Here is a 26767-nt window from a genome sequence, read left to right on the forward strand (position 1 = left end):
GCTCACTTGGGCAGGATCTCGTAGAGATAGACCATGATCTCGAAGACCCGGTCGTCAACCTGGCCGCCGGCCTCGATCACCGCGCCGAACAGCGCGGCGGCATCATCGAGCAGCGGGATCTCGTTGAGTTCGATTCTGGGCATGTGGCGTTCCCCTTCCCCTTGTGCGGCGGCGCGCCTGTGCGGCAAGCGCCCGCCGGCAAGCGTGCGCGCCGGCATGAGGGATGCAAAATTAAAAGATTGCAACCCTGCCGCCGCCGCTCCTATTGCCAGCGCATGACCACGCCTGCTGCCCGTTTCGATGCGCGCACCGCCTCGCAATGGTTCTTCCGCCATGGCCATACCGGTTGGCTCGGCCTCAGGTTCACCGATCAGGGGGACAACTGGGTCGAGCTGGAACTGCCTTGGCGCGCCGATCTCATCGGCGATCCCGGCCGCGAGGTGCTCGCCTCTGGCCCGATCATCAGCCTCATGGACATGGCCAGCGGCATGGCGATCTGGCAGACCCGCGGCACTTTTGCCCCGGTGGCAACGCTCGATCTTAGGGTGGATTACCAGCGCCCGGCGCGCCCCCGGGCGAGCGTCAGGGGAAGGGTCGAATGCTATCGCACCACCCGCTCGGCCGCCTTCGTGCGCGGCATTGCCTATGATGCCGACCCGGCCGATCCGGTCGCCCATGTGGCCGGCTGCTTCATGACCATTGCCGCCGATCCGCGCCAGGAGGTGCCCGCACTCAAGGGAGCTGTTGGCCTTGGCTGACACGATCATCGAACTGCCCGCCTATGCCCGCTCGCTCGGGATCAAACTCACTGGCGAGGAAGAGGCGGGGATGCCGGTGCTGCGGCTTGATTTTGGAGAAATGGTCGAGGGCCGCCCCCGGCACTTCCACGGCGGGGCGACCGCCGGGCTGCTCGAGACCGCTGGCTATGCCGCGCTGCGCACCGCGCTGGTGGCGGCCGGGCGCGATCCGGTGATGAAGCCGATCAACATCACGGTGCAATATCTCTCCGCAGGCCGGTCGCAGGCGAGCCATGCGGTGGGCCGCATCACCCGCCTCGGGCGGCGCAACGCCAATATCGCGGTCGAGGCCTGGCAGGATGATCGCAGCCGCCCGATCGCCACCGCGGTGATGAACATCCTGATGGTCTAACGCCGCGGCGGCGCGAAGGTGATGGCGGCCTTATGGCGGGCCGGTGGGCGATACCGAGGGCGTCGGCGCCGGCGCCGGCGCGGGCTGCACCGCCACCCCGCCCCCATCGATCCTGAGTTCGACCGGCACGCCTTCCTGCCGCAGGGTAACGCCAGTGCCCTCGATGCTGATCGTGGCCCCCTCCTGCCCGAGCGGGAGCGCCCCGCCCTCGACATCGAGCGGCTGCACCGGGCCTTCGGGGTCGGGGGTGGTATCGGGCCGGGGCCGCCCCTCGCCCTCGATCCTGAGCGCCCCGCGCATGAAATCGCGCCAGATCCGCGCGGGCAGGCTGCCCCCGGTGATCCCGGCAAGCGGGGTGTTGTTATCATTGCCGATCCACACGCCGACAACCAGATCGCCGGCATAGCCCACGAACAGCGCATCGCGGTAATCCTGGGTGGTGCCGGTCTTGCCGAAATTGGCAACCGGCAGGCGCGCCGCGCGCCCGGTGCCGCGGTTGATCGCGGCGCGTAGCATCGCCTCCATGTCCGCATGGGTGCGGCGCGAGAAGCTGCGCTTGCCGCTCGTCAGCCATTCCCACCAGCCCGGCTCGCCCCGGGCAAAGGGATGGGGTTCAACCGGGAACTGGTTGGCCGCGATCCCGGCATAGGCGGCGGTGAGTTCGAGCAAGGTCATCGCGCTGGTGCCGAGCGCGAGGCTCGGGTCACCCTCGGCCATCGGGGCGCGGATGCCGAGGCGCCGGGCGGTGCGGATCACCTTGTCGCTGCCCACCGCCTGGAGCAGCCGCACCGCAGCGACATTGCTCGATGAGGCAAAGGCATCTTCCAGCGTGATCTTGTCCGAATAGCGCCCCCCGGCATTGCGCGGGCGATAGCTGCCTTCGACAATCTCGGTGTTGGCGATGGTATCGGACGGCTTCCACCCTTCCTCGAGCGCGGTCAGATAGACGAAGGTCTTGAAGGTCGATCCCGGCTGGCGGCGCGCCTGGGTGGCGCGGTTGAAGGGCGAACGCGCATAGTCGCGCCCACCGACCATCGCCACCACCTCGCCGTTGCGGCGCATGGCCACCAGCGCCACCTGCGCCTTGCCCAGCGGCGCGCGAGCGACAATCCGGCTTGCCAGCCCCTGAAGCCGGGCATCGAGTGTGGTGGTGATGGTTTGCGTGGCATAGCTTGCCTCGATCCCCTCGCGCGCCAGCGGCAGGGCCCAATCGGCAAAATAGGTGCCGGTGGGCAGCTTGTCGTCGCGCGTGCGCACGTCAAGCCGGGGATCGGGCAGCGCCGCGGCCTCGGCCGGGGTGAGGTAGCCTTCCTCCACCATCGCCGCGATCACCTGCTCCATGCGCGCCCTGGCCTTGTCATAATGGCGCGTGGGGGCATAGCGCGAGGGCGCCTGCAACAAGCCGGCCAGCATCGCCGCCTGTTCGGGCCTGAGCTTTTCCGGCTGGCGGTAGAAATAGTGCAGGGACGCGGCGCGCAGGCCATATTGGTTGTCGCCGAAATAGGCGTTGGACAGATACCGCTCGAGGATCTCGTCCTTGGTCAGCCAAGCCTCGAGCCAGAAAGCGATCAGCGCCTCGCGCGCCTTGCGGCTGAGCGATTGTTCGGGCGTGAGGAAGGTGAACTTGGCGAGCTGCTGGGTGATGGTCGAGCCGCCGCCATAGCCGGTGAGCGCCGCCCGGGCGATACCGCGCGGATCGATGCCCCAATGGCTGTAGAAGCGCCGGTCCTCGATCGCGAGGAAAGCCTGCACCACGTGCGGGGGGAGGTCAGCAACCCTGACCGGGGCGGCAACGATCGCCCCCTGCCGCGCGATCGGGGTGCCATCGCTGGCAAGCAGGGTGATCTGCGGCGGGGCGATGGGTTCAAGGCTCTTGGAAAGCGGCGCGGTGATGGCGAGCCAGGCGATGAGCAGAGCAAAGAGGCCGAGGGCGGCGATAAGCCCCCGCCCCGCCCACCACAGGCGCGAGCGGCCCTGCCAATAGGCGCGCTGCCACCATCTGCGCCGACGCCGCTCCTCGGCGGAAAGCGCTTCATCGATCGCGCCAAGCCGCGCGTCCCAGGCGGCATAATCAGGGGCGCCAGCGGCGCGCGCGCCGGGGCGTTCCTCGGGCTCGTCATCATCGAGCGCGCGGGTCGATTCGTAGAGCGGGAAGAAGCCGCCGGGCGCATCCTCGCCAGCGCGCGCGCCAGCCGGTGTGCCCTTGCGGAATCGATCGAGGAAAGCCATCGCGCCCGCTGTATTACCAGCCTAGCACACTCGGCCGCAAGCGCCTTGGTCAGCGCCGCTTGGCTGCCCCTTCCGGCAGGTCGTCGCCTCAGGGCGCTGGCAATCTTCGGCGACCAGTTGCTTCCCGCCAACGCACAACTTTTGGCGCAGCGACGGGGCATGCCAAACCGATGTCCGATGCGGCACAAGGCGCCATCGTAACCGCCTTGCGGGTCCGGCTCTCGTCAGAAGAGAGCTGGAACGACTGGGTTGCAGGAATTGCACACATGCCCCTGCTGCTAGAGTCCTGAGCACCAGCAAAGAAAAAAGCTGGGTCATCGGGTCGCTCATTGATCGGTTCCAAGTTGATTGGGCAAATGGGGGTAAGATCCGATGAAATGGAAGTTCCGGCACTTTGCCGCTGCGCTGGCGATCACTGCACCGGTGGCCGTCCAGGCCGAAGACGAATCCGCTCGCTTCGAACTCGGGGCATTCGGCGGTGTCGTGCAGGATGACAGCGAGAAGACGGACGGCAATGATGATGGCACCTTTGGCGGATTGGCCAGCGTGGCCTTTGGCAGCGACTTTTTGGTGCAGGTGGACGGGATGCTCGCCGAGCACCGCAGCAACACCGTGGCAGGCGTTGCGCTGCATGCCGGGGCACGGGTCGCGGACGGAGGCTTTGTGGGGGCCTATGCCTCGGTAAGCGAGAATGATCGCCACCGGGGGCTCACGGTTTATCGGCTTGGCGGTTAGATCGATTTCGACCTTGGCAATTTCAGCCTCGGCAGCATCGCCGGGTATGAGGATACCGACAGTGGGACCTTCCTGATCCGCACCACCGCAACCGACGATATCTTCGATGTCTATCGCGGTCGGGGCCGGTTCTTTGCCGCTTCGGACATCCGATTCCAGCCGTCAAAGATGTTTGGCATTTCGGCTGGACATCGTCTCAACGGCGGGCGCAACGCGGTGGCCGCCGGCGTTGTTGTCGGCCTTGGCGAGAACTTTGCGCTTTTCGCACAAGGCCGTGCCGGCAAGGGCGACGCCGACGCGCTGTTCATCGGGCTGCGCACCCGCTTTGGCGGTGGCGAAGGCGGCCAGCCGCTGCTCGACAACATGCTGATGGAAGATCTGTTCACCTTCTCCAGCACGCGGCGCTCGCTTGCCGTGCCCTTGCCGCCGCCGGATGATGATGATGATGACGATTGCGGCTCCTACGGCGGATATTGCATTTAGCAATTAGGGCAAGCTGTGGACCGGGTCATGCTGGCCTGGGAAGGAGGCGCGGGGCGCGGGCACGTGGTTACCCTGGCCCGCGTTGCCCGCGCCCTTTCCGGGCTTGCGCCTTGTGATGCCGCGCTCGGCTGGATGACCCATGCCGGTGAAATCGCGCCGTGGTGCGAAGGCGTGTTCCCAGGGGTAAGGCTGCCCTATGACCGCGCCGGGCGCGCCGCCCGAAAGGCGCCACCATCGGCCAGCTGGGCGGAATGGCTGCTCGATTGCGGTTTCGGCGACGGAGCGAAAATGGCCCGGCGCGTGTCATGGTGGCTCGATACGCTGGGACGCCGCCAGATCGGTTTGCTGATCGGCGATTATGCCCCCTGCGCTTTGATGGCGGCGCGCATTGCCGGGATCCCGGCGCTGGCAATTGGCACCGGCTATGGGATACCCCCGGCAGGATTGAAAAGTTTTCCGATCTTCCTGCCGGAATATGCCGCGCGCGAGGCGGACGAGGCCATGCTCACCGCCACGCTCAACGCCGCGCTGGGCCCGCTTGGCCTTCCCGAGCTGGCCCATCTGCCCGATGTCTATGCCCGCAGCGGCGAGATTGTCCGCTCGTTCGAAATGCTCGATCCCTATCGCGGCATGCGCTCTGCACCCTATCTTCCGCCAGTGGCCAATTACAGCGGGATTACGGCTGGCACGGGCACGGAGGTGTTCTGCTATTTCTCCACCACGGAACTGGCACAGCCGGGCCTGGTCGAGGCGTTGGAGCGCTGCGGCCTGCCGCTGCGCGGTTACTTGCCTGGCGCTTGCCCGGAGATCATCAATCGCCTGGCCGCGGCCGGGATGCGGATCGAACCTGCCCCCCTGTCGGCTGACGAGATCGCCCGCTGCGCGCGGATCGTGTGCAACGCGGGGCAGCACGGGATGCTCAGCTTGGGGCTCGCAGCGGGCTTGGCGCAAGTCTGCCTGCCACAGCACCTTGAACAGCTCTATGTCGCCCGCTGCGCCGAGCAAGCCGGAGTGGCGCAGGTGATCTGGCCGCGCAGCGCGCCGGCCGATACGATCTGCGACGTCTTGCGCTCCACCTATGATGATAGCGCCATGCAGCTGCGCGCCAGGGGACTCGCCGAGACGCTCTTGCCGCATTTCACCAGGGATGATGAGACGCTGCTACGCGAGGCGATTGTGCCTTTTCTGTCAAATTCTTGCTGTCACCCCTGATGACGGCAATTGCTTGGTCAGCCTAGCACACTTGGCCGCAAGCGGCCTCATCAGCGCCGCTTGGCCGCCCCTTCCGGCAGGTCTTCACCAAACACGCGCTGATAGTATTCGGCCACCAGCGTGCGCTCGGCCTCGTCGCACTTGTTGAGGAAGGAGAGGCGGAAGGCAAAACCCACCGAGCCGAAGATCGCCGCGTTCTGCGCCCAGGTGATCACCGTGCGCGGGCTCATCACCGTCGAAATATCGCCATTGATGAAGCCCTGGCGGGTGAGTTCGGCGACCTTGACCATGTCGGCAATCAGCTTGTCATCAGCCTCGGGCGCCTTGGACTTGACGATCTGCTGCTCGGTTTCGGCCGGCAGATAATTGAGCGCCACCACGATGTTCCAGCGGTCCATCTGCGCCTGGTTGATTGCCTGGGTGCCGTGATAGAGGCCCGAGGTGTCACCCAGGCCCACGGTGTTGGTGGTGGCAAACAGCCGGAACCACGGGTTGGGGGTGATCACCCGGTTCTGGTCAAGCAGGGTGAGGCGGCCGTCAAACTCCAGCACGCGCTGGATCACGAACATCACGTCCGGGCGGCCCGCGTCATATTCGTCGAAAGTCAGCGCCACCGGGTGCTGCAACGCCCAGGGCAGGATGCCTTCCTTGAACTCGGTGACCTGCAAGCCATCCTTGAGCACGATCGCATCACGGCCGACAAGGTCGATACGGCTGATATGGGCATCGAGGTTGACCCGCACGCTCGGCCAGTTGAGCCGCGCGGCGACCTGTTCGATATGCGTGGACTTGCCGGTGCCGTGATAGCCCTGCACCATCACCCGGCGGTTGTGGGCAAAGCCCGCAAGGATGGCCAGCGTGGTATCGGGATCGAACACATAAGCGCTGTCGATCTCGGGCACGTGCTCGTCCTTCACCGAGAAGGCCGGAACCTGCCAATCGACATCAATGCCGAACACGTCACGGACATTGACCGTGGTGTCGGGCTGGGTGGGCATGGCGGCAGCGCCGGTGGCGCTCAGGGAGAGAGGTGCAGTCATCGTCGCGCCGGGTTAGAACGCCGGCCCGCCGCCTGCAAGGGCTGGCTTTGCCCAGCAGGCTGGCAATTTGGCGAGGCGGATGGTCTTGGCGCTGCTGCGCGCCTATAGCCAGTGCCATGCCCGATCCGGTCGAATCGCTGCGTCTCAGCCTCGTCAAGCGGGTGCGCGGCGTGTTCCATGATGCCAGCGCCGGACAGGCCCCCACCCCGCCTTCGGACGCGGCGCTGTTCGCCCGCGACACCCCGATCCGCCTGGTTCATGCCGATCTTGTCGGAATGATGACCGGCGGGATCCGCGCCCTGCTGCTGCAGATGCTCCATCCCCACGCGCTGCAGGGCGTGCTCGACCACTCCAATTTCCGTTCCGACATGCACGGGCGCCTGCGGCGCACCGCGCGTTTCATTGCGGTGACCACCTTCGGCCACCGCGACGAAGCCCTGGCCGCAATCGCGCGGGTCAACCGCATCCATGCCCGGGTGAGCGGCACCCTGCCCGATGGCACACCCTATGAGGCAACCAATCCGCGCACGCTGGCCTGGGTGCATGTCACCGAGGCGCAGAGCTTTCTTGCAGGCTACCTGCGCCATGTGCGGCCCGACATGCCGGGCCACGAGCAGGACGAATACTACCGCCAGTTCGCGCTGATTGCGCGGATGCTGGGGGCCGATCCGGTGCCTGAAAGCCGCGCCGAGGCCGAAGCCATCTTCCGCAGCCTGCGCCGCGATCTGCGCACCTCGCCCGCGGCCCGCGAGGTGGCGCAGCTGGTGCTTTCGCAGCGCCCGCCCGGGACGCCGCGCAGCGTGCAGACCATGATCGCTGCCGAGGCGGTGGCGATGCTGCCCGATTGGGCGCGCGCGATGCTCCACCTGCATCGCCCTGTGCTCAGCGCGCTTCCGGCGCGGGCGGCGACCTGGGGCATGGGCCGCACCCTGCGCTGGGCCTTTCGCCAGAACGCCGCACCGCGCCCACGCTGATCCACGAACATGGAGACCGTGCCAATGGCCGCCTTCACCTTCTACACCGTCGCCATGAGCCGCGGGCAGATTTCCCGCTGGGCGCTGCACGAGGCCGGCGCGGATTATGAGCAGGTGGTGATGGAATGGGCCACGCGGCCCGAAAGCTTCAGGGCGATCAACCCGATGAACAAGGTGCCCGCGCTCGTCCATCACCTTGATGGTGGCGACCACGTCATCACCGAATGTGCGGCGATCAATCACTATCTGGCCGAAACCCACCCCGAAAAGGGCCTGCTGCCCGAACCTCACGAGCGTGCGGCCTATTTCCGCTGGCTGTTCTTTGCCGCCGGGCCGCTCGAACAGGCGGTGGTGGGCAAGGCGATGGGCTGGCAGGTGCCCGAAGGCAAGCAGGGCATGGCCGGGTTCGGCAGCCTCGAGCTTGCGCTCGCGGCGATCGAGGGATGGCTCAAGACCCACGATTTCATCGCCGGAAGCCGCTTCACCATGGCCGACACCTATGTCGGCAGCCAGTTCGTCTGGGGCCTGCGCTTCGGCTCGATCCCCGAGACGCCCACCTTCAGGGCCTATGTCGATCGGGTCACCCAGCGGCCCGCCTATGCGCAGGCCAACGCCATCGATGCGGCGCTGATCAAGGCGGCGCAGCAAGACGCATGAAGATCCGCCCCGCTTGCGCTACCGATGTGCCGGCCTGGGCCGCGATGCGCGCGGCGCTGTGGCCTGATGATGATGCCGCGGCCCACGCCGCGGATATCGCCGAAACCTTCCTCGCCGGCGAGCCCAATCAGGTGGCCTTTGTGGCCGAGCACGAGGATGGCCGCCTCATCGGCTTTGTCGAGGCAAGCATCCGGCGCGACTATGTCGATGGCTGCGACACCTCGCCCGTGGCCTTTGGCGAAGGGGCCTTCATCCTGCCCGAATGGCGCGGCACCGGGGTGGGGCGCGCGCTGGTCGAGGCCGTGGCCCAATGGGGCCGCGCGCGCGGCTGCAGCGAACTTGCCTCCAACGCCCTTCTCGACAACAGCGCCAGCCACGCCTTTCACCGGGCCATTGGCTTCGAGGAGACCGAGCGGGTGGTGTTCTTCCGCCGGATGCTGTGACGGCTCAGGCCAGCGCCGCGCTCTTGCGCAGCAGCTGATAGGCCTCGACCACAGCGTTGAGCCGCGCCTCGTGGCGGCGATCCCCGCCGTTGCGATCGGGGTGGTAGCGGCGCACCAGCTCGGTGTAGCGGCGCCGCAGCCGCGCGCGATCCGTATCGGTGCCCAGCCCCATCACGTCGAGCGCGGCGGCCTCCTCGCGCGTGAAGCGGGCCGACGTCGCCGCGCGGGCCTGGCGCTCGGCGCGCGAGCGAATGCCGCGCGCCCGGGCGCTGATGGCATCGAGCGGATCGGCAAAATCGGCCCAGCGCGGGCCATCGGCAATGCCGGCGGTGGGGCGAAAGGCGCGGGTCTCGCTCTGCCAGCCGGCGATCGGCGATTGGGCGGCGAGGATTTCCTCAGCGCTCATCCCGGCAAACCAGTCATAGGCGGCGTTGAATGCGCGCACATGTTCAAGGCAGAACCAGCGCCATTCGCCCGGCCCGTCAAAGCCGTGCGGGCGCGCGCCGGGAGCGCGGAACTCGCCCGGCTGATCACAGCCCGGCGCCTCGCAGCAGCGCTGAGCCCCCTCGACGCGGCCATGGAATCGTGGTGAAGGCATGGCCAAGCATGGCAATCTGCCGCGCCTGTTCCAAGACCCAATCGCGCGCATCTGCGCAAGCCCCAAGGACCAGACCCGATGTCCATTGCCGAGGAAATGCACGCGCTCCTCACCGCCGCCTTTGCCCCCACCCGGCTCGAGATCGTCAATGACAGCGCCCGTCACCGCGGCCATGCGGGGGATGATGGTTCGGGCGAATCGCACTTCACCATCCTTATCGAGGCCGAGGCCTTTGCCACGATGAACCGCCTTGCCCGCCAGCGCGCGGTGATCGCCGCGCTTGGCGATATCGTGGGTGAGCGGGTGCACGCCGTGGCGATCAGGGCGAGCGCGCCCGGAGCGTCTCCCGCATGAGCGCGCCGGGCCAGGCGCTGCGCCTGCGCCGGGCGGCGCGGATCATCGTGCTCGACCGCGAGGCGCGCACGCTGATGTTCCGCTTCGACGTGCCGGGCCGGGCGCCCTTCTGGGTCACCGCGGGGGGCGAATGCGAGCCGCAGGAGAGCTTTGCCGAGGCGGCGCGGCGCGAATTGTTCGAGGAGACCGGCATTCGCGCCGATCCCGGCCCCGAGATCGCCCGCCTCACCCCACAATTCGTCACCGTCGAAGGCGAGCCGGTGCAGGCCGACGAGCGCTATTTCCTCGTGCGGGTCGATCATCCGGTGATCGACACCCGCCGCCACACCGCGCTCGAACAGCAGGTGATGACCAGCCACCGGTGGTTCACCCTCACCGAATTGGCCGATTGGCCCGAGGCGGTGTTCCCGCAGGAACTTGCCGCGATCATCCGGTCGCAAATCGCAACCTGATTGCGCGGCGCGCGCGCTGCGGCTAGTCCTCGACACCGAGAAGGGAGAGAGGGATGGATTTCACGGGCAAGGTGGCGTGGATCACCGGCGCCTCCTCGGGGATCGGCGCCGCCTTGGCGCGCGAACTGGCGGCGCGCGGGGCCAGGGTGGTGCTTTCGGGTCGCGATGCCGCGCGGCTCGAGGCGGTGGCCGCCAAATGCGGGCAGGCGCTGGTCTTGCCTTTCGACGTGCGCGATGAATCCGCGCTTGCCGAGGCCACGTCCCGCGCGATCGGCTGGCAGGGCGGCGTTGATCTTGCCATCGCCAATGCCGGGATTTCCCAGCGCAGCCGGGCGCTTGGCACAGCAATGGAGGTCTATCGCACCATCATCGAGGTCGATCTCATTGCCCAGATCGCCTTTGCCCAGGGGCTGATCGGGCACATGGCCGCGCGCGGATCGGGCGCGCTTGTCTTCATCTCCTCGATCGCGGGCAAGGTGGGGGTGCCGATGCGCACCGCCTATTGCGCCGCCAAGTTCGGCCTTGCCGGCTATGCCGATGCGCTGCGCGCCGAGCTGTCGATCAATGGTGTGGCGGTCCACACCATCTATCCCGGTTCGGTCGCCACCAATGTCTCGCGCAATGCGCTCACTGGCGAGGGCCGCGCGCGCGGTCGCAGCGACAAGGCGATCGACAACGGCATTCCCGCCGAGGTGGCGGCCGCTGCGATGCTCGATGCCATCGCGCGGGGCGAGCGCGAGGTCATCATCGCCGAGGGCGCCGAGAAGGCCATGGGCGAAGCGCGCCGCACCCCCGATGCGCTGTTCGATCAGGTCGCGGCCATGGTCGCAAGCGGATATATGGACAAGCTGGAGGCAGCCGAATGAGCGGGTTCGACTTGAAGCGGGTGCAACTGCCCAATGGCATCAGTCTCGATATCGTCGACGAGGGCCCGGCAGAGGCCCCGGCGCTGATCTTCCTGCACGGCTTTCCCGAAAGCCACCGCACCTGGCGCCACCAGATCCGCCATTTTTCCGATCGCTTCCGCTGCATCGCTCCCGACCAGCGCGGCTATCGCGGCTCGTCCAAGCCGCAGGAGGTGAGCGCCTACACCCCCGACAAGCTGATCGGCGATGTCTTCCTGCTCGCCGACGTGCTGGGAATCGCGCAATTCACCATCGTCGGGCATGATTGGGGCGGCGCGATCGCCTGGGGCGTGGCGCTGGCTGGGCAGCACGCCCGCGTCACCCGCGCAGTGATCGCCAATGCCCCGCATCCGGCGATCTTCCAGAAGCTCCTCTATCTCAATCCCGTCCAGCGGGCCGCGAGCCAATATATCCGCGGCTTTCGCGATCCGGCCAATGATGCGCTGGTCAAGGAACATGGCCTTACCGGCCTGTTGCTCAAGGAAGTCAAATGGGACCGCCCGAGCGCGATGGAACCCGAGGAGCGCGACGCCCTGCTGCGCGACTGGCAGAACCGCGATGCCGCCTTCGGGATGCTCAACTATTACCGCGCGAGCCCGATCGATGTGCCGCCGATGGACGCGCCCTTTGCCCTTCCCGAAGGCTGGACGCCCCCCACCCTGCCCAAGCTCACCATTCCGACGCTGGTGATCTGGGCCATGGACGATCTCGCCCTGCCGCCTGAGAACCTTGAAGGGCTGGAGGAGATCATCGACCCGCTCACCATCGTGCGCGTGCCCGATTGCGGGCATTTCGTGCCGTGGGAAGCGCCAGAGGCGGTCAATGCGGCGATGGAGGCGTTTCTGGCGCGCTAAACTGCCAGCCACTCCACCCACGCGCCGTGGGGGTGCGCGTGGGCAAGCAGGTATTCCTCGCCATGACGCGCAGCGCCGTCCCACAAGCGCACGCGCAGTTCGTGGCGGAAGGTCGACGGGTCGGTCTCGAGCGCGATCCAGCCGATGGGCATTGCGGGTGTAGCCGCGGCACCCGCCGCCTCCATGGCAACGGTGATGCGGCTTTGCGTGGCGGCGGGCATGTATTGCCACATGATCGAATGGAACATGACCCGTGCTGTCCCCGGCTGACGGGGTCGGGCGAGCATGTCGGCGGCAAAGTCCCCGGCGTCAGCGGCGACCAGATCCGGCGGCTGCCGGGCCGCCAGCGCCATTGCAGCGTCGATCCGCGCCATGCGCTCCACGGCATCAGGCCAGACAAAGGCCTTGAGACGCAGCGCCGCCTCGGGGTCAGCGAGGTTGATGGGCGCAATGTCGCAGCCCTTCACCGAGGCAATCGCAAACCCGGCGGGCGGCGGTGGCGGCGCTGCCCCGCGCCATTCGGGCACGATCCGCATTGGCGAGTCTTCCGGCCCGGCATCGGTATCGCCAAACCGGAAGAAGTAGCGGTCGATCATGGTATTGACCCCGGCGCTCGCCCCGATCTCGAACACGTCAAAGCGCGGCGCGCGCACGCGCTGGGCCAGCCACAACAGCCCCGCCATGATACTGGCCGCGCGGCCCGCCTCGTTGGTTTGCGGCGGACCATCAAGCCACTTTCGCAGCCGCGCATCGAACCTGTGCACCAGATCGAGCACCAGAGCATTCACCACCGCCTGATCGGTGATTTCGCCCGAATAGACCTGCGCCAGCCGCGTGTCCGCACCGGTCAGCACCAGATGGTGCAGCCCGCCCGCGATCCGCAAGGGCATCGCGTCCTTCAGCGTCAGACCCGTCCAGTTCGCCATCCGCCTTCCAGTGGCCGTGTCGCTGGCGCGCACACCGGCCAGTGCCCGGATCACCCGCGCCGTGGCGGGCGCACCGTTTTCCTCGGCATGGCGGGCCTGCCATTCGAGCGCGGCGGTAAAGCTTTCGAGACCCATGATTCCCGCCGCGTTCGCCGCCATGACCATTGCCCTTTCGCCCGCTCGCCCCTAAGTGCGCCCCCGATCATGATCAGCACCGGCCTTCCCGACAATCCCGCACAGCTCACCTTCGCTGTGCCCAAGGGGCGCATTCTTGATGAAGCGCTTCCGGTGATGGCGCGTGCCGGGGTGGAGCCGGAAGCCGCATTCCGCGATCCGCACAGCCGCGCGCTCGCCTTTGCTTGCCTTCGCCCCGACATGCGCCTCATCCGCGTGCGCGCCTTTGATGTTGCCACCTTCGTGGCCCACGGCGCGGCGCAGGCGGGCATCGTCGGCTCGGACGTGATCGAGGAGTTCGATTATGCCGATCTTTATGCCCCGGTGGATCTCGGCATTGGCCTGTGCCGCCTCTCGGTGGCGCGCCCTGCAGCCGACGGGGCCGCGCCGGAAGGGGTAAGCCACCTCAGGGTGGCGACCAAATATCCCAATCTCACCCGCCGCCATTTCGCCGCTGCCGGGGTGCAGGCCGAATGCGTCAAGCTCAACGGGGCTATGGAACTGGCGCCCTCGCTCGGGCTGGCGCGCCAGATCGTCGATCTGGTCTCGACCGGGCGCACCCTTGCCGAAAACGGCCTCGTCGAAGCCGAGGTGATCCTCCAGGTCTCGGCCCGGCTGATCGTCAACCGCACGGCATTGAAGACCGATCCGCGCATTGCCGAACTGGTCAACGCCTTCCGCCGCGAGGCCGAGGCGCGCGCGCTGGAGGTGGCGGCATGATGGCCATGCTTGCGACCACCCAGAGCGATTTCGAGGCGCGCTTCCAGCGCATCGTCGAGGCGCGGCGCGAGGCTGACAGCGAGGTTGCCGGCCAGGTCGCCGATATCCTGCGCACCGTCCGCCTGCGTGGGGATGCGGCGCTGGTCGAATATACCCAGCGTTTTGATGGCTATGCCCTGGCTGACGAGGCCGATTGGCAGATCCCGCAGGCGGCCTGCGAAGCGGCCTATCAGGCGCTTGCGCCCGATTTGCGCGCAGCGCTCGAACTCGCCGCTCGCCGCATCCGCGCCTATCACGAGGCCCAATTACCGCAGAACCGCGATTTCGTGGATGAGGCGGGAGTGCGGCTTGGGGCGATCTGGCGCCCGGTCGATGCCGCCGGGCTTTATGTGCCGGGCGGACGGGCGGCCTATCCCTCATCGCTGCTGATGAACGCGATTCCTGCCCGGGTGGCCGGGGTCAAGCGGCTCGCGATCGTCACCCCCACCCCCAAGGGCCAGGCCAATCCGCTGGTGCTCGCCGCCGCGCATATCGCCGGGGTGGACGAGATCTGGCGCATCGGCGGCGCCCAGGCGGTGGCAGCGCTCGCCTATGGCACGCAGCGCATCCGTGCCGTCGATGTCATCACCGGCCCGGGCAATGCCTGGGTGGCCGAGGCCAAGCGCCAGCTTTACGGCGTCGTCGGCATCGACATGGTTGCTGGCCCATCAGAAATCCTGGTGATCGCCGATGGCAGGAATGATCCCGACTGGATCGCTGCCGATCTCCTCAGCCAGGCCGAGCACGATCCCACCTCGCAGTCGATCCTGATCACCGATGATGAAACCTTCGCCCGCCAGGTCGAGGACTGCATCGACCTGCAGATCGGCCAGCTCGCCACTGCCCGCACCGCCCGGGCCAGCTGGGATGCGCATGGGGTGATCATCATCGTCGAAGACCTGCTGCGCGAGGCGCCCGAACTTGCCAACCGCCTCGCCGCCGAACATGTCGAGATCGCGCTCGACGATCCCGAGCCTTACCTCCATGCAATCCGCCATGCCGGCAGCGTGTTTCTCGGGCGGATGACGCCGGAGGCGGTGGGCGATTATGTCGCCGGGCCCAACCATGTGCTGCCCACCGGGCGGCGCGCGCGCTTTTCGAGCGGGCTTTCGGTGCTCGATTTCATGAAGCGCACCAGCTTTCTCGGGCTTGATGAGGCCGCCTTCGCCGCGATCGGCCCGGCGGCTGCCACCCTTGCCCATGCCGAGGGCCTGCCCGCCCACGCGCGCTCGGTGGAGCTCAGGCGCCGATGAGCCAGCCAGCACGATCCAGGGCCCGCTCGGCGGCGCGGCTTGCCGCCGTCCAGGCGCTCTATCAGCACGAGATGGAAGGCACGCCGCTTGCCCGCCTGCTCGACGAGTTTCACCAGCATCGCCTTGGCCGGGCGATCGATGACGAGGCCTTCGGCGATGCCGCCTATGCCGAGGCCGAGGTGCCCTTTTTCGACGATATCGTGCGCGGGGTGGCAGCCCGACGCGCGGAGATCGACGCGCTGCTTGGCCCCCGGCTCGCGGCCGGATGGAGCCTTGCCCGGCTCGACAAGACCATGCTCCAGGTGCTGCGCGCGGGCACCTATGAGCTTATCGCCCGGGCTGACGTGCCGGTGGCGGTGGCGATCAGCGAATATGTCGATGTGGCCAAGGCCTTCTTCGATGATGGCCAGGCGAAATTTGTGAACGGCATTCTCGATGCCGTGGCAAGGCAGGCGCGCTCCGGCTAAGCCATAGCCGATGGCCATGAACGAAGCCGAATTCATCGCCGCGCTGCGGCGGATGCCGCTGCACCCCGGTGCGCGCCGGCTCGAGGATGATTGCGCGCTCATCACCATTGGTTCGCAAACCCTGGTGATCAATCACGAGATGATGGCCGAGGACACCCATTTCCGCCCCGAGGCCGATCCTGCCGATGTTGCCTGGAAGCTGGTTGCCACCAACCTTTCAGATCTTGCCGCCAAGGGGGCAGAGCCGGTGGGGGTGCTGCTTGGCCATGCGCTTGGGCGCGATGATGCGCGCTTCCTTCTGGGCCTTGGCCAGGCGCTCGAGGCCTTTGCCGTCCCCCTGCTCGGCGGCGATACGGTGGCAGCGACGGGGGCAAGCACCTACGCGATGACCGCGATCGGCCGCGCCACCCACCTTCCGGTGCCCGCGCGCCGGGGTGCGGCAGTGGGCGATGCGATTTTCGTCACCGGCCCGCTTGGCCGGGCGATGCTCGGCTTTGAAGGCGTGGCCGAGCACCGCGAGGCCTTCAACCGCCCTTCCCCGCGCCTTGCCGAGGGGTTGGCGCTTGCCCCCCATGTCACGGCGATGATGGATATTTCCGACGGGCTGCTCATCGATTGCTGGCGCATGGCCGAGGCCAGCCGCGTCACCTTTGCGCTCGAGGGCGAGGCCATCCCCGTCGCCGATCCGGCCCGGCGCGATGCCTGCATCCGCTGGGGCGATGATTATGAACTGCTCTTCACCGCCCCGCCCGCTGCCGCGCTGCCCGTGGCAGCCCATGCGATCGGCCGGGTGATCCAGCCGGGCGCCAGCCCGCTGCAACTGGACGGGGCGATCCTCACCGATCCTGCCGGGCTTGGCTACCAGCACGGCTGAAACGGGCCAGCGCCCTCTCACCCCCTCACAAAAGCGCGCAAAACCCGCGCTCGGACCGCTTGCAGGCCATGCCGAGACTTGCCAGCCCTGCGCCAGCCCCTATGACTGCGGCCTCGCGCCCAGGGGATCACACGAGGCGCGCGTTTCTCCCACGGGAAACAGATCACAAACGAGAGGGGATAACTCGTGAATCTATTGCTCATTTCGATTGGGCTGGGGGTGCTGGCCGTGATCTACGGCATCATCACCAGTTCGCAGGTGCTCGGCGCCAGCGCCGGCAATGCGCGGATGCAGGAGATCGCCGCGGCGATCCAGGAAGGCGCCCAAGCCTATCTCAACCGCCAATATACCACGATCGCCATGGTCGGCGCGGTGGTGGCCGCGGTGGTGGCCTTTGCGCTCGGTGCCATTCCCGCGGCGGGCTTCATCGCCGGGGCGGTGCTTTCGGGCGTGGCCGGCTACATCGGCATGAACATCTCGGTGCGTGCCAATGTCCGCACCGCCGAAGCGGCGAGCAAGGGGCTGCAATCGGGCCTGACCCTCGCTTTCCGCGCCGGGGCGATCACCGGCCTGCTCGTGGCAGGCCTTGCGCTGCTGGCGATTGCGGTGTTCTTCTATGTGCTGGTCGGCCCGATGGGCATGAGCCCGTCCGAACGCAGCGTGGTCGATGGGCTGGTAGGGCTTGCCTTCGGCGCCTCGCTGATCTCGATCTTCGCGCGCCTTGGCGGGGGCATCTTCACCAAGGCGGCCGATGTCGGCGCTGACCTCGTCGGCAAGGTCGAAGCCGGCATTCCCGAGGACGATCCGAGGAACCCGGCGGTGATCGCCGACAATGTGGGCGACAATGTCGGTGACTGCGCCGGCATGGCCGCCGACCTGTTCGAAACCTATGTCGTCACGGTCGGCGCCACCATGGTGCTCACCGCGCTGCTGCTCACCCAACTGGGCGATCTGCTGCTGCCGCTGATGGCGCTGCCGCTGCTGATCGGGGGTGCCTGCATCGTCACCTCGATTCTCGGCACCTATTTCGTGCGCCTCGGCGGGGGCACCAATGTGATGGGGGCGATGTACAAGGGCTTCATCGTCACCGCCATCACCTCGATCCCGCTGATCTGGTTCGCGGTGCAGTTTGCGCTCGGCGCGGCTGGCGTTGGCATGAACACGGTGATCAACCCTGATCAGGGTATGGTCGAGTTCACCGGGCGGGCGCTGTTCTATTGCGCGCTGCTGGGGCTTGCCATCACCGGCCTCATCATCTGGATCACCGAATATTACACCGGCACCAAGTTCCGCCCGGTGCGCTCGATCGCCAAGGCCTCGGAAACCGGCCACGGCACCAACGTCATCCAGGGCCTCGCCATCAGTCTCGAGGCGACCGCGCTGCCGACGGTGGTGATCGCCGGCGGGATCATCATCGCCTACCAGCTCGCCGGGCTCATCGGCATTGCCTATGCCGCCACCGCGATGCTGGCGCTCGCCGGCATGGTGGTCGCGCTCGATGCCTATGGCCCGGTCACCGACAATGCCGGCGGGATCGCCGAGATGTCGGGGCTTGACGACAGCGTGCGCGACAAGACCGACCTGCTTGATGCGGTGGGCAACACCACCAAGGCGGTGACCAAGGGCTATGCGATCGGCTCGGCGGGCCTCGGCGCGCTGGTGCTGTTTGCCGCCTTCACCACCGACCTTTCGGTGTTCTTCCCCGGCCTTCGAGACGGTGACCTCGTGAACGGCGAGGTCTCCTTCAGCCTTGAAAACCCCTATGTCATCGTCGGCCTGTTCCTCGGTGCGCTGCTGCCCTACCTGTTCGGGGCGATGGGCATGACCGCGGTGGGCCGCGCGGCGGGCGATGTGGTGATCGATGTGCGCGAACAATTCGCCAATGATCCCGGGATCATGGCAGGCACCTCGAAGCCCAATTACGCCAAGACCGTGGACCTCGTTACCAAGGCGGCGATCAAGGAGATGATCATCCCCTCGCTGCTGCCGGTGCTCGCGCCCGTGGTGGTCTATTTCGTCATCACCGCGATTGCGGGCCAGGCCAATGGCTTTGCCGCGCTCGGCGCGTTGCTGCTCGGCGTGATCGTCGGCGGGCTGTTTGTCGCCCTCTCGATGACCGCGGGCGGCGGCGCCTGGGACAATGCCAAGAAGTATATCGAGGACGGCAACCATGGCGGCAAGGGCTCTGAAGCCCACAAGGCCGCGGTGACGGGCGATACGGTCGGCGATCCCTACAAGGACACCGCCGGCCCGGCGGTGAACCCGATGATCAAGATCACCAACATCGTCGCGCTGTTGCTGCTCGCCGCCCTCGCCCACGCTGCCGCGTGACCGAGGCTGGGGCGCTCACCTAGCCAAGCGGCAGGGCCGCCCAAGACTGACCCCGTCGGGAGCGATCCCGGCGGGGTTCATCTTTGCCAGCTTGCCTGTCCGGCAATCGAACATGGGGGATGCGCGCTGAGGCTTTCTTAATCGGCCTGTGGCACAAGCCTGCGTGAATTTGCAGAAGCGCTGCAGCAGGCGGGGTGACAGGCATGGAGATGGGGTCGGCGGGCAGCTTGCGCACCCGGGCGGGGCCGATGCCCGCCCGAGGGGTGGGAGAGCAAGCGCCCGCGCTGCGCCTGCTTGCCCCTGATGCGCTGGCAGAACCTTGCTTCATTGCCCAGTGGGAGCGCCTTGCCGCGCGCGCGGCCGAGCCCAATCCCTTCTTCGAGCCGTGGTTCCTGCTGCCCGCGCTCAGCCAATGGGGCGCAGACGAAGGGGTGCGCGTCAAGGCCTGGTGTCACCAGGGCCGGCTTGCCGGCCTCATCCCGATCATCCGGCGCGCGCGCTACTACAACTATCCCGTGCCCCATGCTGCCACCTGGCTCCATGCCAATGCCTTTTGCGGGGTGCCCTTGGTGGCTCGAGGGTGCGAGGAAGAATTCTGGCGCGCGCTGCTGGCCCATTTCGACCGCTTGCCGCGCCGCGCCTTGTTCCTCCACCTGCCGCTGCTTGCCGCCGAAGGCCCCGTCAATGCCGCGCTCGAGCGGGTGCTGGCGGCAAGCGGACGGCCCCATTCGACCGTTGCCACGCAAAGCCGCGCCCTGCTTGAGGGCCCCGCCAACGCCGCGGCCTATCTCCAAGCGGCGATGAGCGCCAAGAAGCGCAAGGAGCTGCGCCGCCAGCACACCCGGCTCGCCGAACAGGGCGCGCTCACATTCGAGCGGATCGAGGGGGACGAAGGGCTCGATCGCTGGATCGCCGAGTTCCTGGCGCTCGAGGCCGCCGGGTGGAAGGGTGCGGCCGGATCGGCGCTCGCCCAGTCGCGCGAGACCCGCACGCTCTTTGCCGAGGCGCTCGCCGGGGCAGCGGCGGCGGGCCGGCTCGAGCGAATGGCGCTGCGGCTCGATGGCCGCGCGATCGCCATGCTGGTCAACTTCCTCACCCCGCCCGGGGCCTACAGCTTCAAGACCGCCTATGACGAGACCTTTGCCCGCTTCTCGCCGGGCATGTTGCTGCAGCTTGAAAACCTCGCGCTGATCGAGCGGCCCGGCATTGCCTGGGCCGATAGCTGCGCAGCCGAGGGGCACCCCATGATCGAACGCCTGTGGCGCGCGCGGCGACACATGGTGAGCCGCAACATCGCCATCGGCGGGGCCGCAAGGCGCGCCTGCTTTCGCCTGCTGACGGCCTATGAAACCCGCCCGAGGAGGACGCAATGAACGCCCCTGCCCGCTTTCCCGAACTTGAAATCCGCCCGGTGTTCGATGCCGCCGCACGCGCGCGCTTTGCCGCGCATTATCCGGAAGCGCCGCATATCCTCCAGCACAGCCTCACCAGCCATCCGCTGCTCGAGATCGAGGCGCTCGCCGCCCTGGCCGAGCAATTGCCGCTGGCGAGCGTCGAATATAACCGCGGCGACCTGCCGATCGGAGTTACGGGCAAGCCCGGCGCCAACGGGCTTTCGATCGCCGAGACCATCCGCCGGGTGGAGGAGGCCGAAAGCTGGGCGGTGCTCAAGAACATCGAGCAGGTGGGCGCCTATCGCGAACTGCTGATGGGCCTGCTCGAGGAGATCCGCCCCGAGATCGAGGCAGCCACGGGGCGGATGCTGACTCCGCAGGGCTTCATCTTCGTCTCCAGCCCGAGGGCGGTGACGCCCTATCACTTCGATCCGGAGCACAACATCCTGCTCCAGATCCGCGGGCACAAGGTGATGACCCAATTTCCCGCCGGCGACACCCGCTTCGTGCCCGACGAGGCGCACGAGACCTATCACGCGGGCGGCCCGCGCGAGCTGGCATGGGATGATGCCTTCCTGCCCCATGGGAGGCGCTTTGCGCTCTCGCCCGGCGAGGCCCTGTTCGTGCCGGTGATGGCGCCGCATTTCGTCGAGAACGGGCCGGCCTCCTCGGTCTCGCTCTCGATCACCTGGCGCAGCGAATGGAGCTACCGCGAAAGCGATGCGCGCATCTTCAACGCCCTGCTGCGCGAACGCGGGTTTTCCCCCAAGGCGCCGGGCCGCTGGCCGCAGCAGAACTATTTCAAGGCCTATGCCTTCCGGGCGCTGCGCCGCCTCGGGTTGACGGGAGCGTAAGGCGCGCGCATGGCGCAGCGCCATGAGTGACTGCCTGAAGCCCGAAACGCCCGAAACGCCCGAAAGCCTGCTCGCCGACCTTATCCGCCTGCTCACGGTCGAGAAGCGCGCCGCCGATGTCTATGCCGGCCCGCCGCAGCTCGGCGGGGTCGGGCGGGTGTTCGGCGGCCAGGTGCTTGCCCAGGCCCTCCAGGCCGCGCAAGCCACGGTTGCCGATGGCAAGAAGGCCCATTCGCTCCACGCCTATTTCCTGCGCGGCGGGCGCGAGGGGACGCCGATCGAATACCGCATCGAACGCGATTTCGACGGGCGCAGCTTTGCCAACCGCCGGGTGGTGGCCGCGCAGGAGAACGAGGAAGGGATCGCGGTGCCGATCCTCAACCTCACCGCCAGCTTCCAGCAACCCGAAGTCGGGCTGGAACATTGCGACGCGGCCATGCCCGATGTGCCCGGCCCGGATGCCTTGCGCCCCGACATGGAGCAGCGCCGTGAACTCGCCGAGAAATGGGCGGATCGCATCAGCGAGCCCCAGCGCGCGATGATGCTGCGCCCGCGCCCGATCGAGATGCGCACCTGCGATGCCCTGCACTGGATGAGCCGCGCGCCGCGCCCGCCCTATGCCCACACCTGGTTCCGGGTGATCGCCCCGATCACCGGCGCGGCCGACACGCCCGAACTCCATCGCGCAATCATCACCTACGCCAGCGATTATACCCTGCTCGGCACCAGCGCCCTTCCCCATGGCCTCTCGTGGATGCGCGGCGAGCTGGTCGGCGCCAGCCTCGATCACGCGATCTGGTTCCACCGCGAGGCGCGGGCCGACGAATGGCTGCTTTATGCCACCGATTCGCCCTGGTCGGGCGGCGGGCGCGGGTTCAACCGCGGGCGCATCTTCAACCAGGCGGGCGAGCTCATCGCCAGCGTGGCGCAGGAAGGGATGATGCGCCGGCGCGCGCCGCGCTAGGGCATGGGCAAGGATTTGGGGGCGCCCTGCCCAGCGCCCTAATGCGCCAGCAGGATCGGCAGCTGCGGCTCGCTCAGCATCCGCCGCGTCACCCCGCCGAGCAGCATCTCGGTAAACCGCGCGTGGCCATAGGCCCCCATCACCATCAGCGCTGCCTCGCGCAGCTGCGCGGCGGAAAATAGGGTGTCGGCGATCGATGCCTCGCCCCGCGGGATCTCCACCAGCTCGCAGGCGATCCCGTGGCGCGCCAGATATTGCGCGCCCTCGGTCGAAGGCAGGTCAAAGCGCGCCCGCTCGCCCTCATCGGTGATGCTGACCAGCGTCACCTTGCACGAGCAGGCGAGCAGCGGCACCGCCCCGCGCAGCGCATGGGCCGCTTCAGCCGAGCCGTTCCAAGCGATCACCATCGGCCCGCTGACATCGAGGCCCTTCGTTCCTTCGGGCACCACCAGCACCGGCGTGCGGGCCTTGATCGCCACCTCGCCCACCAGCGCCGAAGGCCCGCCCGCCGCGCCGACCTCGGCCGGGCCGAGGATGATCACATCGGCCAGCGGCGAGGCCTCGAGCAGGCGATGCGCCGCGGTGCCATAGACAAAGCGCCAGTCCCAACTCACGCCCTCGTTCTCGAGGTCGGCCTCGATCTGGCTGCGCAGCTTTTCGGCATTCTCCTTGATCACCGGCATCGCCGCGGCGATCGCCGAGCCGTAGATGTCGCCCGGAGCAAAGACCTCGTAGCTGACCGCCTGAAGGCAGGTGATATGCCCATTGCTCGCCCGGGCAATATCGAGCGCGACCTGAAGCCGCGCTTCCATCGCCTTGTCATGATCGATGTGCAGCAGAATCGATTTCATCACCTGTCTCCCAAGAACGTGCCCCGCTATCGCCGAGCCAGCCGGGGGCTGCCTTGATCGGGATCAAATTTCGCTGGCACCGCGCCGCTCAGCGATCATAGCTGCTTGCCAGCGCCGCGCCCATCGCGCAATTTGCGCTGCGGGAGAGAGCCATGCAGATCACGCGCCATCCGCCGGTCAGGACCACGCTTGAGCCGTCCAATCACCCCTATCTCACCGGGCCGTGGACGCCCTGCCACGAAGAGGTCGACGTCGATGAGCTGCCGGTGATCGAAGGGGCGATCCCGCCCGATATCGACGGCATCTATTTGCGCAACACCGAAAATCCGGTGCACCAGCCGCTTGGCCGCCACCACCCCTTCGATGGCGACGGGATGATCCACCAGGTCAATATCTCGGGCGGCAAGGCGAGCTATCGCAACCGCTTCGTGCGCAGCCATTGCTTTGTTGCCGAACAGCTTGCCGGGCGGGCGCTGTGGGGCGGGCTGATGGATCCCTGGGGCACCTCCCTGCGGCCCGGCTTTGGCGCCCATGGCGGCCTCAAGGACACCGGATCGACCGACATCATCGTTCATGCCGGCATAGCCTATGCCACCTTTTACCAATGCGGCGAGGCGTGGATGCTCGATCCGGCCACGCTCGCCAATCTCGGCAAGGCCCCGTGGGTTCCGCTCGACGGCATCTCCGCCCACCCCAAGGTGGACGAGGAAACCGGCGAGTTGATGTTCTTCAACTATTCCAAGCACCCGCCCTACATGCATTACGGCGTGGTCGATCGCAGCGGCGCGCTGGTGCACTATGTCCCCATTCCCCTGCCGGGCCCGCGCCTGCCGCATGACATGGCGATCACAAGGAACTGGTCGATCCTCAACGACATGCCGCTGTTCTGGGACAGCGAATTGCTGGCGCGCAACATCCATGCCGCGCGCCTGCACGAGGGAGTGCCCACGCGCTTTGCCCTGATCCCGCGCCATGGCTCTGTGCAGGATATCCGCTGGTTCGAGGCCTCGCCCACCTATGTGCTGCACTGGACCAATGCCTGGGAGGAGGGCGACGAGGTGGTGCTCGAAGGCTATCATCAGGCACGGCCCATGCCCGAGCCGCTCCACGAAATGGGCCGCTACAGCCACATGATGGCCTATGTCGATGAACATTCCTTCCAGTCGCGGCTCCACCGCTGGCGCTTCAACCTTGCCACCGGCGAGACCCGCGAGGAGCGCCTGTCCGAGCGCATCGTCGAGTTCGGGATGATCAACCCGGCCTTTGCGATGAAGAAGAGCCGCTATGTCTGGTCCACCACCACCCGGCCCGGCTGGTTCCTGTTCAACGGCTATGTCCGCCACGATACCGAGACGGGCGCCGAGCAGATTTTTGAACTTCCCCAAGGGGTTTATGCCAGCGAAAGCCCGATGATCCCGCGCAAGGGAGGGCAAGCGGAGGATGATGGCTATCTCATCACCTTCCTGATCGACGAGAACGCCGGCACCTCCGAATGCGCGATCCTCGATGCGACCGACATCGCCAGGGGGCCGATCTGCCGCCTTGCCCTGCCGCACAAGATTTCCTCGGGCACCCATTCGGTGTGGGTCGAACACGCGCAGCTGAAGCGCGACCGCGCCTTCCACGCCGCCCGGCTGGCGCGCGCTGCTTGACCCCGGTCGATGCGGCTCGCCCGCTCATCGGGAGGGCGATTGCCGCATCCGATCGCCGCGCCTAGGGCCGCGCATCTTTCTTGCGCAACAAGGGGCAATCAGCATGAAATTCCGCCTGGCTCTGGCCATCTCCTGCGCTTCGGTGCTCAGCGCGCCGCCGCTGCACGCCGAACCGGCAGCCCCGGCGAGCATCGCCTCAGGCGCCGCCACCAGCGCCGCGCCGCAGGACGAAGCGCGCAAGGCCGAGCATGACAAGCTCTTTGCCCTGTTTGCCGATGCCGATGCGCGCGAGCTTGCGCTCAGCCCCTTGAGCCGGCTGTTCCGCGGCGAGGACGAGAACGCCGACCGGCTTGGCGATTTCCTCACCGATTCGCAGTTCCTGGCAAGCCGAACCGACACGCGGCTCAACCTCGCCCTGCTGGCCGCGATCGACCGAGCCAAGCTCGACGAGACCGACAGCCTCGCCTACGACGTGTTCAAATACACGCAAGAGCGCGCGCTTGCCGGAGCCAGCGACGAAATCCGCGCGCTCACCGAGGTACGCCCCCTCAATCACTTCTTCGGCCTGCACACCTTCTACCCCCAGTTCGCCAGCGGCACCGGGGTGGCCCCGTTCAAGACGCTTGCCCACTACGAGGACAACCTCAAGCGCCACGATGACTATATCGCGATCATCGACCGTGCGATCGGCAAGTTCCGCCAGGGGCTGAAAACCGGGGTGCTCGAAACTTCGCTCACCGTGGGCATCATGGTGAGCCAGCTCGACACCCAGCTTGAGACCCCACTTGACCAGTCGCAGTTCATGGGGCCGGTGCGCAACTTTCCGGCGGATTTCTCCGATGCGGCCAAGGCGCGCCTTACCGCGGCCTACGAGGCCAAGACCCGCGAAGTTTATGCCGCCAATGCGCGGCTCAGGGATTTCCTGCGCGACGAATATCTGCCACAGGCGCGCACGAGCATCGGCCTTTCGCAGATGAAGGGCGGCGCCGCGCTCTATGCCCAGCTGGTCGAGGACACCACCACCCTGCCGCTCGATCCCGAGACCATCCACCAGCTCGGCCTTGCCGAAGTGGCGCGGATCAAGGGCGAGCTCGAAAAGCTCAAGGCCGAAGTCAAGTTCAAGGGCACACTCAATGAGTTCTTCGACTATGTCCGCACCGATCCCAGGTTCCAGCCCAAGAGCCGGGCGGCGCTGACTGAGGACTATTACCGTATCGGGCGCGAGGTCGATGCGCGCATCGGTGCCTATTTTGCGCGGCTGCCCAAGTCGAAGCTCGAAATCCGCCCTTATGACCCTTCGACCGAGAAGTTCGAGGCAGGCGGCTCCTACCAGGCCGGTTCGCCCGACGGCGCGCGTCCAGGGGTGTTCTATTTCAACGCCTATGATCTGCCGAGCCGCCTCACCCCGGGCAATGTCACGCTCTACCTGCACGAAGGCGCGCCGGGGCACCATTTCCAGATCAGCCTTGCGCAGGAGAACGAGGCGCTGCCGGCCTTCATGCGCTTTGGTGGCGCCACCGCCTATGTCGAGGGCTGGGCGCTTTATGCCGAGACGCTCGGCTATGAGATGGGCTTCTACAAGAACCCCTGGAACCGCTATGGCACGCTGCAGGACGAACAATTGCGCGCCATGCGGCTGGTGGTCGATACCGGCATCCATGCCAAGGGCTGGAGCCGTGACCAGGCGATTGAATACATGCTGGAAAATTCGGGCATGACCCGCACCGAAGTGGTGGCCGAGGTGGATCGCTACATCGCCATTCCCGCCCAGGCGCTGGCCTACAAGATCGGGGCGCTCAAGATCCAGGAGCTGCGCAAGCGCGCCGAGACGCAGCTGGGCAAGCGCTTCGACATCAAGGCCTTCCACGAACAGGTGCTGGGCACCGGCGCGCTGCCGCTGAGCGTGCTCGAGGCCAAGATCGATCGCTGGATCGCGCGCGAAGCGGCACGATAGGCTCTGCCGCTTTTCGGCTCGGCTCACCGCAGCCTCGCCCCCGGTGGCCCCTCGCGGCGCCCCCGGGGGCGCTGGCGTTCATCTGCGGGCAAGGTTTTGCCCGGCAGCGGGCTTGCGCGCACAGAGCCAAGAAAGGGCCGCCCCAGTTGGATCGCCGGCCCGCCAGCAAGGAGCACTTTGCCGTGACCGCCCCGATTTTCTTCTCCCGTCCCGCCCCCAAGCCCGGCGC

28 protein-coding genes are annotated in these 26767 nt (G+C 67.2%); 22 read left to right on the forward strand and 6 right to left on the reverse strand.

Annotated elements, in window-relative coordinates; translation table 11 throughout:
- Nucleotides 1-2: 2 nt before the first annotated feature.
- Entirely contained in the window at nt 3-143 is a 141-nt protein-coding gene (locus G524_RS0105065) for a hypothetical protein (protein ID WP_156894017.1), read from the reverse strand.
- A gap of 132 nt (nt 144-275) precedes the next feature.
- On the opposite strand from G524_RS0105065, the gene G524_RS0105070 reads away from it, so the two are divergent.
- Together G524_RS0105070 and G524_RS0105075 are read left to right on the forward strand one after the other, a co-directional pair.
- Entirely contained in the window at nt 276-758 is a 483-nt protein-coding gene (locus G524_RS0105070) for a PaaI family thioesterase (protein WP_027442740.1), read from the forward strand.
- Complete coding sequence (locus tag G524_RS0105075; RefSeq protein ID WP_036857461.1) at nt 751-1149, forward strand: PaaI family thioesterase; 399 nt, start codon at nt 751-753, stop codon at nt 1147-1149. Before G524_RS0105070 ends, G524_RS0105075 begins: the two co-directional genes overlap by 8 nt.
- A 30-nt stretch (nt 1150-1179) precedes the next feature.
- On the opposite strand, the gene G524_RS15040 is transcribed toward G524_RS0105075, so the two are convergent.
- Complete coding sequence (locus tag G524_RS15040; protein WP_051220921.1) at nt 1180-3378, reverse strand: transglycosylase domain-containing protein; 2199 nt, start codon at nt 3376-3378, stop codon at nt 1180-1182.
- Between the two features lie 372 nt (nt 3379-3750).
- Between G524_RS15040 and G524_RS0105085 the strand changes: the two genes are divergently transcribed.
- The 3 genes from G524_RS0105085 (at nt 3751) to G524_RS0105095 (ending at nt 5808) form a co-directional block, all read left to right on the forward strand.
- Nucleotides 3751-4113 (forward strand): hypothetical protein, encoded by a 363-nt coding sequence (locus G524_RS0105085; RefSeq protein ID WP_027442742.1) that lies wholly within the window; start codon nt 3751-3753, stop codon nt 4111-4113.
- Nucleotides 4114-4281: 168 nt separating this feature from the next.
- Nucleotides 4282-4596, forward strand: coding sequence for a hypothetical protein (locus G524_RS0105090; RefSeq protein ID WP_027442743.1), 315 nt, complete (start codon nt 4282-4284; stop codon nt 4594-4596).
- 27 nt (nt 4597-4623) lie between these two features.
- Entirely contained in the window at nt 4624-5808 is a 1185-nt protein-coding gene (locus G524_RS0105095) for a glycosyltransferase (protein ID WP_027442744.1), read from the forward strand.
- Nucleotides 5809-5858: 50 nt separating this feature from the next.
- Here the strand turns inward: G524_RS0105095 and cobS are convergent, their stop codons facing one another.
- Nucleotides 5859-6848 carry a cobaltochelatase subunit CobS gene (gene cobS, locus G524_RS0105100; RefSeq protein ID WP_027442745.1) on the reverse strand — a complete coding sequence of 330 codons (990 nt, stop codon included), beginning with the start codon at nt 6846-6848 and terminating at the stop codon, nt 5859-5861.
- Between the two features lie 116 nt (nt 6849-6964).
- Between cobS and G524_RS0105105 the strand changes: the two genes are divergently transcribed.
- Genes G524_RS0105105 through aac(6') form a run of 3 tightly spaced genes read left to right on the forward strand, consistent with a single transcriptional unit; the run spans nt 6965 to nt 8922 of the window.
- Nucleotides 6965-7822: an oxygenase MpaB family protein gene (locus tag G524_RS0105105; protein ID WP_027442746.1), complete on the forward strand. Its 858-nt coding sequence runs from the start codon at nt 6965-6967 to the stop codon at nt 7820-7822.
- A 24-nt stretch (nt 7823-7846) separates the two neighbouring features.
- Nucleotides 7847-8479: a glutathione S-transferase family protein gene (locus G524_RS0105110; protein ID WP_027442747.1), complete on the forward strand. Its 633-nt coding sequence runs from the start codon at nt 7847-7849 to the stop codon at nt 8477-8479.
- A complete protein-coding gene (gene aac(6') / locus G524_RS0105115) occupies nt 8476-8922 on the forward strand; it encodes an aminoglycoside 6'-N-acetyltransferase (RefSeq protein WP_027442748.1) in 447 nt (148 codons plus the stop codon). The genes G524_RS0105110 and aac(6') overlap by 4 nt, the downstream gene beginning before the upstream one ends.
- Before the next feature lie 4 nt (nt 8923-8926).
- On the opposite strand, the gene G524_RS0105120 is transcribed toward aac(6'), so the two are convergent.
- Nucleotides 8927-9520, reverse strand: coding sequence for a J domain-containing protein (locus G524_RS0105120; protein ID WP_027442749.1), 594 nt, complete (start codon nt 9518-9520; stop codon nt 8927-8929).
- 78 nt (nt 9521-9598) lie between these two features.
- Between G524_RS0105120 and G524_RS0105125 the strand changes: the two genes are divergently transcribed.
- The 4 genes from G524_RS0105125 to G524_RS0105140 are packed head-to-tail and all read left to right on the forward strand — an operon-like array spanning nt 9599 to nt 12085.
- Nucleotides 9599-9874, forward strand: a complete 276-nt coding sequence (locus tag G524_RS0105125) for a BolA family protein (protein WP_051220922.1) — start codon at nt 9599-9601, stop codon at nt 9872-9874.
- Entirely contained in the window at nt 9871-10326 is a 456-nt protein-coding gene (locus G524_RS0105130; protein ID WP_027442751.1) for an NUDIX hydrolase, read from the forward strand. Before G524_RS0105125 ends, G524_RS0105130 begins: the two co-directional genes overlap by 4 nt.
- 53 nt (nt 10327-10379) lie before the next feature.
- The gene (locus tag G524_RS0105135) at nt 10380-11192 is read left to right on the forward strand and encodes an SDR family NAD(P)-dependent oxidoreductase (RefSeq protein WP_027442752.1); all 813 of its coding nucleotides are present in this window, start codon (nt 10380-10382) and stop codon (nt 11190-11192) included.
- Nucleotides 11189-12085 (forward strand): alpha/beta fold hydrolase, encoded by an 897-nt coding sequence (locus G524_RS0105140; protein ID WP_027442753.1) that lies wholly within the window; start codon nt 11189-11191, stop codon nt 12083-12085. The genes G524_RS0105135 and G524_RS0105140 overlap by 4 nt, the downstream gene beginning before the upstream one ends.
- Here G524_RS0105140 and G524_RS0105145 read toward each other — a convergent pair.
- Nucleotides 12082-13170, reverse strand: coding sequence for a DUF2332 domain-containing protein (locus tag G524_RS0105145; protein ID WP_027442754.1), 1089 nt, complete (start codon nt 13168-13170; stop codon nt 12082-12084). The two genes, G524_RS0105140 and G524_RS0105145, sit on opposite strands and share 4 nt — an antisense overlap.
- Before the next feature lie 45 nt (nt 13171-13215).
- Here G524_RS0105145 and hisG point away from each other — a divergent pair, with 45 nt between their 5' ends.
- The 8 genes from hisG (at nt 13216) to G524_RS0105185 (ending at nt 22081) form a co-directional block, all read left to right on the forward strand.
- On the forward strand, nt 13216-13905 hold the full coding sequence (gene hisG, locus G524_RS0105150; RefSeq protein ID WP_027442755.1) for an ATP phosphoribosyltransferase: 690 nt from the start codon (nt 13216-13218) through the stop codon (nt 13903-13905).
- A complete protein-coding gene (hisD, locus tag G524_RS0105155) occupies nt 13905-15197 on the forward strand; it encodes a histidinol dehydrogenase (protein WP_027442756.1) in 1293 nt (430 codons plus the stop codon). Before hisG ends, hisD begins: the two co-directional genes overlap by 1 nt.
- Nucleotides 15194-15664 carry a transcription antitermination factor NusB gene (gene nusB / locus G524_RS0105160; protein ID WP_027442757.1) on the forward strand — a complete coding sequence of 157 codons (471 nt, stop codon included), beginning with the start codon at nt 15194-15196 and terminating at the stop codon, nt 15662-15664. The genes hisD and nusB overlap by 4 nt, the downstream gene beginning before the upstream one ends.
- 16 nt (nt 15665-15680) lie before the next feature.
- A complete protein-coding gene (gene thiL / locus G524_RS0105165; RefSeq protein ID WP_425387205.1) occupies nt 15681-16538 on the forward strand; it encodes a thiamine-phosphate kinase in 858 nt (285 codons plus the stop codon).
- Nucleotides 16539-16724: 186 nt separating this feature from the next.
- Nucleotides 16725-18869, forward strand: a complete 2145-nt coding sequence (locus G524_RS0105170) for a sodium-translocating pyrophosphatase (RefSeq protein ID WP_027442759.1) — start codon at nt 16725-16727, stop codon at nt 18867-18869.
- Nucleotides 18870-19072: 203 nt separating this feature from the next.
- Nucleotides 19073-20242, forward strand: coding sequence for a GNAT family N-acetyltransferase (locus G524_RS15045; protein ID WP_245561298.1), 1170 nt, complete (start codon nt 19073-19075; stop codon nt 20240-20242).
- The gene (locus G524_RS0105180; protein WP_027442760.1) at nt 20239-21117 is read left to right on the forward strand and encodes a cupin-like domain-containing protein; all 879 of its coding nucleotides are present in this window, start codon (nt 20239-20241) and stop codon (nt 21115-21117) included. The genes G524_RS15045 and G524_RS0105180 overlap by 4 nt, the downstream gene beginning before the upstream one ends.
- Before the next feature lie 22 nt (nt 21118-21139).
- Nucleotides 21140-22081 (forward strand): acyl-CoA thioesterase, encoded by a 942-nt coding sequence (locus G524_RS0105185; RefSeq protein WP_027442761.1) that lies wholly within the window; start codon nt 21140-21142, stop codon nt 22079-22081.
- 38 nt (nt 22082-22119) lie between these two features.
- Here G524_RS0105185 and G524_RS0105190 read toward each other — a convergent pair whose 3' ends face one another.
- Nucleotides 22120-22932 (reverse strand): universal stress protein, encoded by an 813-nt coding sequence (locus G524_RS0105190; protein WP_027442762.1) that lies wholly within the window; start codon nt 22930-22932, stop codon nt 22120-22122.
- A gap of 152 nt (nt 22933-23084) precedes the next feature.
- Between G524_RS0105190 and G524_RS15050 the strand changes: the two genes are divergently transcribed.
- Nucleotides 23085-24584 carry a carotenoid oxygenase family protein gene (locus G524_RS15050; protein WP_036857465.1) on the forward strand — a complete coding sequence of 500 codons (1500 nt, stop codon included), beginning with the start codon at nt 23085-23087 and terminating at the stop codon, nt 24582-24584.
- A gap of 103 nt (nt 24585-24687) precedes the next feature.
- The gene (locus G524_RS0105200) at nt 24688-26538 is read left to right on the forward strand and encodes a DUF885 domain-containing protein (RefSeq protein ID WP_027442763.1); all 1851 of its coding nucleotides are present in this window, start codon (nt 24688-24690) and stop codon (nt 26536-26538) included.
- The last annotated feature ends 229 nt before the right edge of the window (nt 26539-26767 follow it).

It is taken from the genome of Erythrobacter cryptus DSM 12079 (genome assembly GCF_000422985.1).
GTDB classification, from domain to species: Bacteria; Pseudomonadota; Alphaproteobacteria; order Sphingomonadales; family Sphingomonadaceae; genus Erythrobacter; species Erythrobacter cryptus.